The organism is Petrotoga mexicana DSM 14811, from assembly GCF_002895565.1.
GTDB lineage: Bacteria > Thermotogota > Thermotogae > Petrotogales > Petrotogaceae > Petrotoga > Petrotoga mexicana.
This window is the reverse complement of the sequence record NZ_AZRN01000022.1, coordinates 22,580-33,786: the sequence shown is the minus strand read 5'-3', so window position 1 is coordinate 33,786 and position 11,207 is coordinate 22,580. Positions and strand designations below refer to the sequence as shown.

Annotated in this window: 12 protein-coding genes; 1 reads left to right on the top strand and 11 read right to left on the bottom strand. The window is 33.1% G+C overall.

The features are described 5' to 3' along the window. The first annotated feature begins 294 nt into the window (after positions 1-294). Complete coding sequence (gene nth / locus X927_RS05765) at positions 295-927, top strand: endonuclease III (RefSeq protein WP_103077149.1); 633 nt, start codon at positions 295-297, stop codon at positions 925-927. A gap of 34 nt (positions 928-961) precedes the next feature. Here nth and X927_RS05760 read toward each other — a convergent pair whose 3' ends face one another. The 11 genes from X927_RS05760 to X927_RS10260 form a co-directional block, all read right to left on the bottom strand. After that, positions 962-1,411 (bottom strand): hypothetical protein, encoded by a 450-nt coding sequence (locus X927_RS05760; RefSeq protein ID WP_103077148.1) that lies wholly within the window; start codon positions 1,409-1,411, stop codon positions 962-964. A 53-nt stretch (positions 1,412-1,464) separates the two neighbouring features. Beyond that, on the bottom strand, positions 1,465-2,469 hold the full coding sequence (locus tag X927_RS05755; RefSeq protein WP_103077147.1) for an NAD(P)H-dependent glycerol-3-phosphate dehydrogenase: 1,005 nt from the start codon (positions 2,467-2,469) through the stop codon (positions 1,465-1,467). Further along, positions 2,469-3,416 (bottom strand): tRNA (guanosine(46)-N7)-methyltransferase TrmB, encoded by a 948-nt coding sequence (gene trmB, locus X927_RS05750; protein WP_103077146.1) that lies wholly within the window; start codon positions 3,414-3,416, stop codon positions 2,469-2,471. Before trmB ends, X927_RS05755 begins: the two co-directional genes overlap by 1 nt. A 58-nt stretch (positions 3,417-3,474) precedes the next feature. Next, on the bottom strand, positions 3,475-3,777 hold the full coding sequence (gene rpsT / locus X927_RS05745) for a 30S ribosomal protein S20 (RefSeq protein ID WP_103077145.1): 303 nt from the start codon (positions 3,775-3,777) through the stop codon (positions 3,475-3,477). A gap of 42 nt (positions 3,778-3,819) precedes the next feature. Further along, positions 3,820-5,016, bottom strand: a complete 1,197-nt coding sequence (metK, locus tag X927_RS05740; RefSeq protein ID WP_146026585.1) for a methionine adenosyltransferase — start codon at positions 5,014-5,016, stop codon at positions 3,820-3,822. Positions 5,017-5,394: 378 nt separating this feature from the next. Then, the gene (locus tag X927_RS05735; RefSeq protein ID WP_169925155.1) at positions 5,395-6,378 is read right to left on the bottom strand and encodes a M23 family metallopeptidase; all 984 of its coding nucleotides are present in this window, start codon (positions 6,376-6,378) and stop codon (positions 5,395-5,397) included. 94 nt (positions 6,379-6,472) lie between these two features. Then, a complete protein-coding gene (gene hfq / locus X927_RS05730) occupies positions 6,473-6,715 on the bottom strand; it encodes an RNA chaperone Hfq (RefSeq protein WP_103077142.1) in 243 nt (80 codons plus the stop codon). Between the two features lie 253 nt (positions 6,716-6,968). Further along, on the bottom strand, positions 6,969-7,880 hold the full coding sequence (miaA, locus tag X927_RS05725) for a tRNA (adenosine(37)-N6)-dimethylallyltransferase MiaA (protein WP_103077141.1): 912 nt from the start codon (positions 7,878-7,880) through the stop codon (positions 6,969-6,971). Then, positions 7,877-8,647 (bottom strand): class I SAM-dependent methyltransferase, encoded by a 771-nt coding sequence (locus X927_RS05720; RefSeq protein WP_103077140.1) that lies wholly within the window; start codon positions 8,645-8,647, stop codon positions 7,877-7,879. The genes miaA and X927_RS05720 overlap by 4 nt, the downstream gene beginning before the upstream one ends. Then, positions 8,604-8,945 carry a hypothetical protein gene (locus X927_RS05715; protein WP_103077139.1) on the bottom strand — a complete coding sequence of 114 codons (342 nt, stop codon included), beginning with the start codon at positions 8,943-8,945 and terminating at the stop codon, positions 8,604-8,606. Before X927_RS05715 ends, X927_RS05720 begins: the two co-directional genes overlap by 44 nt. Positions 8,946-8,966: 21 nt before the next feature. Then, positions 8,967-11,198, bottom strand: a complete 2,232-nt coding sequence (locus X927_RS10260; protein ID WP_211287827.1) for a carbohydrate ABC transporter permease — start codon at positions 11,196-11,198, stop codon at positions 8,967-8,969. Between the last annotated feature and the right edge of the window lie 9 nt (positions 11,199-11,207).

Sequence of the window (11,207 nt, the reverse complement as noted above, 5' to 3'; positions counted from 1 at the left end):
AGGGGCGCTAAAGCAAACAAGACCTCAAAATCTTTTTAAAAACCATAAAACAATTAAAAAAACATAGTTTGGGAGACCACCAAACAAGGGCAAGCCCCTTAAGATCCCCAAGTTCAAGGTCAAAAATCATTTAAAAACATCGTTTGCACAATGCAACTAACTTAAAAAAAGATTTTTTGCACAAATCAGCAAAACGGGTGGGCAGCAGGGCGAAGGGGCGCTAAAGCAAACAAGACTCCAAGCTCTCAAGCTTATTAAAAAGTTTCCAAAAACTATATGATAAAAGGAGTAGACATGAAGAGAGATATAAAAAAAGAAGCAGAAAAGATCATACATATGTTCCCACGCATTAATTCTGAAACGGATCCTTACAAAGTTTTAGTTGAAACGGTGCTTTCTCAAAGAACAAAAGATGAAAATACCGAAAAAGCTTTTAAATCACTTTTTTCTCGTTACAAAAATGTTTTTGAGATTTCTAAATTGAATCCTGAGGAACTATATGATCTAATCAAGCCAGCAGGTATGTATAGACAAAAATCTGAAAGAATTATCAATATTTCTAGAATTTTAATTGAAAAATATAATGGGGAAGTGCCAGATGAATTGGAAGAGTTGATTAAGCTGCCAGGAGTGGGGAGAAAAACAGCCAATATAGTTTTGTATGTATCTTTTGGTAAAGAAGCACTTGCAGTTGACACACACGTACATAGAATTTCCAATAGGCTCGGTTGGGTGGAAACAAAAACACCGGAAGAAACGGAAGTCCAATTAAAAAAAATTATACCCTCTGAATTATGGGGGCCACTGAATGGTTCAATGGTGAATTTTGGTCAAAGGATTTGTAAGCCAATTTCTCCAAAGTGCATGGAATGCTTTTTGAATGAAGTCTGCCCTTCAAAACGGGTATATAAAAACAAAAGCCGGTAAATTAATACCGGCTCTTATTTTTTAAAATCAAACTTTAAGGCATGATTATATTTCCATTATTTTTGCCCTTTTCTTTTTGGTTTTTTCCAATGCCTGCTCTTTCTAATTGATTTAAGAGCTCTGGGGAGGCTATACTGATGTTACCTGCAGCATCCTCTTGCTCAAGTAACTGTTTCATTTTTTCTTGATATTCTGCCATTCTTTTCTTCAAACTCTCTAAGTCATTATCGATCCATTGTATTATTCCCTTTGAGATTTCTTCGATTCTTTCATCGCTTAAATCCATCTTATCTTCACTTAGTTCATTTAAAGCACTTACTTCTTCTTTTACAGATTCTTTCACTTTGTCCTCATCCAACAGGTCATTTTTCTTGATTAACCTTAAAGCAACATTTGTTCTAAATTTTAAATCTTCTATAGAAACTTCTAAACTTTCTAAACGTACCATCAATGCTTGTAAAAGCTGGTCTAAAGAAACTTGCATTCGAATGCCTCCTTAAAATTTAACTTTCTTGCTTAATTATACCATAATATCTTTCAATTAAAAAACTCGGATTTCAAATCCCTTGTCATTAATTCGTAAATAGCCGTTTTGGAATCTACACCTTCATATAGCACCTGATAGATTTTAGTAGCTATAGGCATTTCAATTTCTTTTTCTTTTGCGTCATTATATACAGCTTTAGCAGTGTAAACTCCTTCCGCCACCATCACCATCTGTTCCAGAATTGTTTTCAATGGCATATCTTTTGATAGCATTTCTCCAACGTACCGATTTCTGCTATGTGAGCTAGTACATGTTACAACAAGATCTCCAATCCCCGCTAATCCCATGAACGTTTCTTTGTTTCCTCCATAATATGTTCCATACCTAATAATCTCAACCAAAGAACGGGTAATTAAAGCCGCTTTTGTGTTATCCCATTTTCCAAATCCATCTATTATACCCGCACCTATTGCATATATGTTTTTTATAGCACCGCTAATTTCTACTCCTATTAAGTCATTGTTAGTATATACCCTAAAAGTTTCATTGCTAAAAATTTCTTGTATATATTTGTTGACCTGACTGTCTCTACCTGCAACTACAACCGATGTAGGAACATCTTTTGCTACTTCTTCTGCATGGCTGGGACCACTTAGGGTACAATAATTAAATCCTGATAGGTATTCCTCAAAAATTTTACTCGGTATTTTTCGGTTGTTAATTTCCATACCTTTTGATAGATTGACAAAAACGATATCTTTATTTATAAAAGAGTTTTTCTGAATTTGGCTTAATACCTCTGATATATGTTGAACAGGGATGGCTATAATTACAATTTGGGCGTTTTTTAGACTTTCATTTATATCCCCTTCAACATTTATTTCTTTTGAAGGAATTTTTACAGTAGATAGATAGCGAGGATTACGTCCTTTTTTTATTTCTTGTAGGAGTTTTTTGTCTCTATCCCAAATTGTTACTTTTTGATGATTATCTACTAAATGCTTTGCCATAGCGGTTCCCCAACTACCTGCGCCCAAAACAGTTATATGAGACATTAATTCTCTATCTCCTTGGCAATTATATTCACCGCTTCCTTAACAGCAGGGGTTCTATAAGCTTTTGCTATATCATCTAATTTTATTAGCCAACCTTCTTTCATTTTGCTGACATTAACAAAATAACTTTGAATATACCCTTCGTCTTCAGAAAAAACCTTCACTAAATATTCTGAACCATCTAATTTAGTATATATGTCCTTTATAACTATAGTTTTATTTTTACAAGATTTTTTAAATCCAACTAAAGATTGTAATTTATCGAAATCTACTTTCTTGATTTTCTGATGAGGCAAATCGAAATCCCCTTCTAACAATCTTTTTATTGTTTTTTTGCATCTTTTTTGTGCAATTAATAAATACTTTTTTCTTCCTTCATTTTCCCATTTTTTTTCGTATCTTGTTTTGAATGGTAACTGATTAACTTCGGAAATATTTTTTACTTCAAAACATCCGTTGTTTAAAAATTTTTCTTTAACATCAGAAGCATACCAAAAAACGTCGGTTGTTAAAATTACTTTTCCATCTACTTCTTCTAATACCGACGATAAGGTGTCTATAAATTTTTCGTCAAAAAGACGGTTTTTTGCGTGCTTACTTTTTGGCCATGGGCATGGGAAGTTAACTATTACTTTATTAATCGAGTTGTCAGAAAAAAGCTCCCTAATAGCGAATTTTGCATCTTCAAGAATTATTTGTATGTTATTTAAATTATTTTGAAAAAGCTTCTTTTTAATTTTGTGACAAGAAGTTAGAGATGTTTCTATGCCAATGTAATTATAGTTATTATTCTCTTTGGCTAAACTTACTAAAAACTCTCCACCACCAAATCCAATTTCAACTATTAACTTATTGCTATTTCCAAAAATTTTATTCCATTCTAGAGGATATCTTTTTATGTCTTTTGGATTTATTTGATACATTTGTAAATAAGAATAAGAACTCAAAACTTTATTACCTCCCCAAAATGGGAGCTATAATTGTAGTGATTGCAAACATCCTCAATTACTCATTTACAGGGGAACTTTCTGGCGCCATTTCACCCAAATGTTTTTTAACCTTTAAATGTAATTTTGATTTTTTCCTTGCTGCGTAATTTTTATGTACAGCACCATGTGATTTTGCAGTGTCAATAATTTTAAAAGACTTGCTTAATAACTGCATCAATTCTTCCCTTTCGGCATTTTCTTGAATTTTCTTGTCTATTTCCTTAGAAATTTCCTTAATCCTCTTTTGATATCCACGATTTTTTTGTCTTCTTTGCTCTGATTGCCTAACCCTTTTTTCTGCTGATTTTTTATTTGGCAATTTTTAAAATACCTCCTCAACTTTTATTTTTTTATTGTTGAATTACAAACCTAATGCCGCTTTCAATTCCTTAACTTTATCCAATCTTTCCCATGGGAATTCTACATCTTTTCTTCCAAAATGTCCATAAGCAGCAGTCTTTTTGTAAATAGGTTGTAATAGATTTAAGTTACTAATTATTGCGGCAGGTCTAAAATCAAATATCTCTTTCACAACTTTATATATCTTTTCTTCATCAACTTTTGCAGTACCTTTCGTATCAATATTTATTGAAACAGGTTGTGCAACACCAATTGCGTAGGAAAGTTGAATTAAAACCTCATCCGCCGCACCACTTGCCACCAAATTTTTAGCTACATACCTTGCCATATAAGTAGCGGATCTATCTACTTTGGTAGGATCCTTTCCTGAAAAAGCTCCTCCCCCATGTGGTGCCCAACCACCATATGTATCAACGATTATCTTCCTTCCGGTGAGTCCTGTATCAGCTTGAGGCCCGCCGATTACAAATCTTCCTGTAGGATTGATAAGGATTTTTGTATTTTTTGTAAAAAGATTTTCCGGTATGACTGGAGTTATTACATGCTCTTTTATTGCTTCTTCTAACTCTTGCCTTTTTATATCAGGCGAATGTTGAGTGGAAATGAGTATAGTCTCTATGCCTAGCGGTTGATTATTTTCATCATATTCTACTGTTACTTGAGTTTTACCGTCGGGCCTTAAAAAATCCACGGTATTCGATTTTCGGACATCGGATAATCTTTTTGCAAGTCTGTGAGCTAAGAGAATGGGTAAAGGCATATAAGCATCCGTTTCGTTTGTAGCGTACCCGAACATAATGCCTTGATCTCCTGCTCCTATTTTTTCAAAAGGATCTTCTTCTTCTTTTGATTTAACTTCGAAGGATCTATCAACCCCCAATGCTATATCAGGTGATTGTTCTTCAATAGAAGTAATTACAGCGCATGTTTCACCATCAAATCCAAATTTAGCTCTGTTATAACCTATATCTAGAACAGTATTCCTGACAAGCGTCGGAACATCTATATATGCAGTAGTTCTAACCTCACCAGTTACTACAACTAGCCCTCTTGTCACTAAAGTTTCTACAGCGCATCGGGCATTTATCTTATTTTCTTCGGGTTCTTTTTCCAGTATAGCATCAAGTATTGTATCAGAAATTTGATCACAGATTTTATCAGGATGACCTTCAGTTACACTTTCACTGGTAAAGAGCATTTTTTTCACATTTTAGCCTCCTTCATTTCTTTGAGTTTTTCATTGTCTTTAGAAATTCTAAAACTTTGTGTTAGCGTCGGACGTTAAAGGGTAAACCCCTTAAGATCCCCAAGTTCAAAATCAAAGTTTTTTGCATAGATCTGCGGAAAACATCATTTGCTACGCAAATGAGAATTAGGATGTTACTTCTAAAGCATTAGGAAAAAGCTTTTTGCATAAAGCAGCAAAAAAACCTAGTTTGCACACTCCAGCAAACGCTCCCCACCCAATTAGAATTATCTTTAGAATTCCACGTGGAAAATTATACCAAAAAAATCAAATTTCTCAAGTGAATAATACTCACTAATTGTTAATTTTTAAAAATGAAATTAACATTTCTTATGGTTTTATGAACTTCAATTTATAAACTTTTTCATTACCCCATATGTCCTCTAAAACAATTTCTCCATTTAAAGTTGCAGAGGTATCATATGAAAGTGCAGAAAAGTCATTGATAACTATTGGAGATAAATAGTCGTCCGAGTACATTTTCAACCAGTATATGGAAGATGTTGAACCATATCCAAATAAAACATCAGCTTTGTATACTTCCGACTCTTTGATCTGACTGAAATCCAATTTATAAGTTAAAATACCGTTGATATACATAGAAATTTTTTTTGGAAGAATAGTAGAGTTGTCTCCTAACTTTTCACGTACTCTAATTTCTATTCGTGGATAATTACCTGTATATTCTACAATGGTTTCTCCATTTTCTGTAACTTCAAAATATTTGTTATTAGATCTAATTCTCATTAATTCCAAAGACTTCTCCCTTGGTTCATGGTACTCTAAAAACTCAAGGGGATCGTAAATGACCAACTCATCTCCGGACTGTTTTAAAATCTCAAAATGTAGGTGAGGAGCTATGGCTTCTCCTGTATCCCCTGAATAAGCTATAACCTCATTGAGGTTTATTGGAATTTCGCCTATGGGAAAAATAATTTCTATCCTTTGGTTCCCAAACTCGTTTTGAACTAATTGGGCATATTTAGATATTTTATCAGTGAAAACACTTAAATGGGCATAGCCACTAATTAAGTCAGAGTCTTCATGGTATAAAAATATTGCATTGCCGTAAAGAGGATCGTTTAACCAAATCTTATAAAGAGAACCCTCAGCTGCCGTGTAAACAGGTTCTCCCTTTCTGTTAAAAGTAGAAAAGTCTATCCCTGTATGAAAATGTGGATCCACTCCAGTATCTCTGTATTCGCCAAAAGATGCGGTTATGTATGAGTTTTTTATAGGTGGCTGAAATAGTTGAGAAATAGCAAAAATAGAAAATATTAAGATGTACAAAGATATCAAAAAAGTTTTTTTCAAATTAATTCCCTCCAAAGTGTTTTTGACTTTATTGTGTAAAAAATACTAGAAAACTACCCCTTGTTTCATGGGGCAGTTTTTAATTTTCCTCTTTTTACTCATCTTTGGATGTCTGTTCCTGGAAAAGTTTTATATATTTTGAAGGTGCCATCATTTTTATGGCATGTTTATAAACCAAGGATTGTTCACCGTTTTTTTCCAATAAAACCGTATAATCATCAAAAGATCTCACCACTCCGCTTGTTTGAAATCCCCCTTCTAAATAAATTTTTACTTCTATCTTGTTAATCCTCAGGATGTTCAAGAATCGGTCTTGCAAATTAAATTTTTCTGCCATGTTATCACCCCTCGTATCAGAAATTAAATATACTTTCTTTAGAAAATATAAAATTTGCTATAGCTCCCCTTCACCCCGCAGCCCACCCTTCTAAGGAAGGGACCTGCAGTCCCTAGCCCAGCTGTGAGGGAGGGCTTCGCCCTGTGACCCATTTAAAATCAAAATCTTACTTATAAAACTATCTATAGCGCCTTTCATCCCACTTCCCATCCATAAGGAAGGCAGAATAAAGCTTTTCCCAGCCCTCGACCCATCAAATAAATTCACTTAATATTTGATCTACTACGTCTTCTTGAGTTGTTTGACTCAAATTAATCCATTTTGCAGATCCTATCTTACGAAAGTATATTATTTGTCTTCTTGCATAGTTACGAGTGTTTACTTTTATTTGGTGAATCATTTCATTAAAATCGATTTTCCCATATAGATATTGTATCACTTCTTTATAACCTATGGTGTTTAAAGAGTTAAGAGTTGTAGAATACCCTAAAGACAAGAGATTTTGTACCTCATCTATCAGACCTTCATCTATCATTTGATGGACTCTTTTGTTTATCCTTTCATGTAATTCTTGCCTTTCCCTATCTAGTACGATTATATGATAATCAAAAGAATTGTCACTTTGCCTATTTTCCTTTACAATTTCCCCCATTTTGATACCTGTTACAACATAAATCTCTATTGCTCTAATGATCCTTTTCAAGTCGTTTGGATGTATCTTTATAGCTCTTTGTGGATCCAAATCTACCAATATCTTTCTCAAAACACCAGGATTATTTTTTTCTAATTTTCTTAAATAAGTCCTTAAACCATAGTCAGATTTTACATTCAAAAACCCTTTTCTCAGAGCATCAAGGTATAAACCTGTTCCTCCAACTAAAATTGGTTTATTTCCCCTACTTAATACTTCACCAATCTTTTTTTCTGCCATTTTTTTGTAGTCAAAAGCTGTAAAATGGATGCGTGGATCTACTGAGCCAAACAAGTGATGTGGAATCATCTTTTTGGTTTCTTCATCAGGCATAGCGGTACCAATTATAAGATTGCTATAAATTTGTCTAGAGTCCATACAAATTATTTCACCATTAATTCTTCTGGCTATCTCAACAGATATTTCTGTTTTTCCAACAGCCGTTGGACCTGCTATAACTAAAACTTTGTTCACTTTTCAATCACTCCGAAAAATACACCACTTTTTTTACTTCCGATTTTTTTATCGAAGTTGTATAAATCCCATACACTGTCGTTAGAACGTGCTTTGATTACCACTTTTTTCTTAGCAATTTTAATCATCTTTTCTAAATCTTCTCGTGTTATTTTATCGTATCGGGCAAACTTCCTCAAAGGATTTATAGAACTTGATTTGTATTGAGGATTCTCGAACATAGGATCACAATAAACGACATCGTAATTTTCTTCTTTTTGTTCGTTTAGAAAAATTTTATAATCTGAATTGATAATTTCGATCTTTTTTGAAGCTTCTCTCATCCAATTTTCTTTATAATCGTAGTTCGTTATATTCTCTACAACCACCGCATATATAGGAAAAGAAGCCTCTAAGCCTACTACTTTATCGCAAAAATACGACAGTAGTAAGGCATCACTTCCAAGGCCGAGGGTTAAATCAAGTATGATATCGTTTTTTTGTGGAGACACAGCGTTTATTAAATAATCAATTCCATTCTTTAAATAATTGTTTAATCTTATTTTGGAAACAGAAGGATGGAAAAATAATTTTCCATCCTCCCATTGAAAGTTCAGCGATAGTTTCTTATCTATTACAAAATAAAAATTCCCTTCATTCATTCGGAGCTTATTTCTGTCTAGGTACATACCACCGTATTTGTTGGCTAATTGCAACGCTTTTTCTATTTGTTTTTTGTTTGGTTTATGGGAAGTTGTAAAGATCCATTTGCTGGAATTCTTCACCATTTATTATAACTCCTTCGTCAGCTAATCGATTTTTTAAGTCCAATAGGACTTGGTTTCTCTTCAGGATTTCATCATTCAGTTCTTTTTTTCTTTTTTCGATTTCATTGTACTGTTCTTTTAAACTGTAATACAAATTTATCTGTCTATATATTTGGAAGGAGACGAATCCCAATATAAATATTAGAGCGCTTAACAATAAAAGTCGCAAAATGAAAGAAATATTCGGTTTTTTATGATCGAACAATTGTCTTTTCTTACTTTTATTTTTATCTAATTCAATAAATGGAATTACACTCACTTCCTAAATTGAATCTTATGTTTAACCTTTCAAACCGGTTCTTGCTATACCTTCTATAAAATATCTTTGTAAAAATATAAACAAAATTACTATAGGGATCATAGTAAAAGTAGATGCTGCCATTAAAAGATTGTAGATCTCTCCTGCATCGGTTCTAAAATTTTGTAATCCTACTGAAAGTGTTCTCATTTCAGGACTTTTGGTGACAATCAAAACCCATAAAAAGGCATTCCAACTACCTACAAACTTTAGCAGAGCGCCTGTTAAAATTGCAGGTCTACTAAGAGGGACCATCACGGTCCATAAAAATCGCCAACTTGAAGATCCGTCTATCTTAGCAGCATCCCATAACTCGTTGGGCACAGTCATAAACTGTTGCCTGATCAAAAATATGGCAAAAACACTAATCACCCACGGAACAATCAAAGCATAGTAACTGTCTATCCAAGAAAATTTACTAATAGTTATGTAATTTGGTACTAATAAAACCTCTCCTGGTATCATCATAGTGGCTAAAAAAGTTATAAAAATAAAATCCTTTCCCCAAAAATTAAGTTTTGAAAATGCAAATGCGGCCATCGAGGCGAATATTATTTCTAAAACGGTGGTTATTAGAGAAACGAAAACCGTGTTTATGTAGTACCGAGAAAATGGAGCACCGTTCCATGCGTCCACATAATTTTGAAATATATTCCCTAATACTTGATTAAAAGAATATTCAACTTTTCCAGAAGGTACATCATCAAGCAACCAAATTGATGGTACATTTACTGTATATAATTCAACATTTGAATTGTTTTTGTACAAAATTTTATCAACAAAAGGTGGTGCGCTTACAATAGTTGCATTGGAGATCGTATCAAGGAAAAACCTATCGAAATCCTTTAATATTTTATCATATTCTTTCCTTTTTTCCAATATCCTCTCGAACTCTTCTTCTTTTCCTTGAATGTTTTCTACTAAAAAGTTGTAATCAGATTCTGAGAGTACAGTCTTGGCTTGCTCAAGAGTAACTTGATTCTGTGATAACGTTCTAATAATGTTTGTGTATATTGAGAGGTTTCTAGGGTCTTCTAATAATGAATTACTCACATCATTTACGAAATCGTTCTCAAGATATGAAACGACTTCTTGATTCAAATTATCAATATTTTTTTCGTCAGCCAATGAAATCACAATTTGTTTAAATGACTCTGGATATGCTGTTTGCTGGATACCTTCCATGATATTTTGATACTTTGTTTCGTTCGTAGGAACGTCGAATATTATGCCCACATCTTCAAAGTTAATATTTTGTTCCTCGCCATATTTTTCGTTAAAATACATATAGAAAGTTAAAGTATTGATATCTTTCATAATGGGTTCATAAATATTTCTTTGAATCAAAGTATTGGTGTTGGATAGAATTTCATCTTCAAAAGTTTGAATCTCGGATAAAAAATCGGCAAGTAAATTGATTAATTCTTCTACCTCGTTTTCGCTAATTATTCTTAACTCTGCTGGATAGGAGGAGAGTTGTGAATTCAAATCGTTAGCTTTCAGTTTTATCGTTTCCAAATAATCTGAAAATATTTCTTTACTTCTTTTAATACTTTCTATTTGACTTTCTGTCATATTTGGGTTCGTTCTAAAATACGGTAAGATATTGATATTTCTTTCTAGGGTTATATCTATAAAATTTTGAATTGTGCTTATACTTTGTTGTATCCTTCTTATTGTAGTGGTCTGTTTAAAATAGCCATCTTCTTGGGAGAAAAGTCCAAAGTAAATACTTTCAAAGTTATCAAGGGAATAATCTTCTACAGCAAATAAGCTCGCTAGATCTTCTCTTAATTCAATATTTGAAACATAATCGTAGATATCAGACATCATATCTTCGATACTTGCTTTTTGAGCGTAATCAATCTCGTTAAAAGTGAGTTGTACTCTTCCACGCCTTACAAAGTCTCCATCTATTTCATAGACCAATTTATAAGGATTGTAGCTGTCTTGGGTTGATAAAGTTCTAAATTCAGCTAAACTTAAGCCTGTTCTTGGGGAAGGTTTTGAGGGAATTGATTTTAAATTTAAATCCCATTCATTCTGAAAATTTTTTGTTGTCCATGTTGGAGGCCACAAGTTGATTTCACTACTTGTTTTCAAAGAGGTCATTATCATCCATGCAAAGGGCAAGAGCATAACTATTGCGCCACCTGCTAACAGTAAATAAACTATCAAAGTCCAAAGTGTTTTAATAAACTTTGAATAATTCAAGTATAATTT

Coding starts and splice junctions, on each gene's coding strand:
- nth (WP_103077149.1), top strand. CDS start 295: ATGAAGAGAGATATAAAAAAAGAAGCAGAAAAGATCATACATATGTTC.
- X927_RS05760 (WP_103077148.1), bottom strand. CDS start 1,411: ATGCAAGTTTCTTTAGACCAGCTTTTACAAGCATTGATGGTACGTTTA.
- X927_RS05755 (WP_103077147.1), bottom strand. CDS start 2,469: ATGTCTCATATAACTGTTTTGGGCGCAGGTAGTTGGGGAACCGCTATG.
- metK (WP_146026585.1), bottom strand. CDS start 5,016: ATGCTCTTTACCAGTGAAAGTGTAACTGAAGGTCATCCTGATAAAATC.
- hfq (WP_103077142.1), bottom strand. CDS start 6,715: ATGGCAGAAAAATTTAATTTGCAAGACCGATTCTTGAACATCCTGAGG.
- X927_RS05720 (WP_103077140.1), bottom strand. CDS start 8,647: ATGGTGAAGAATTCCAGCAAATGGATCTTTACAACTTCCCATAAACCA.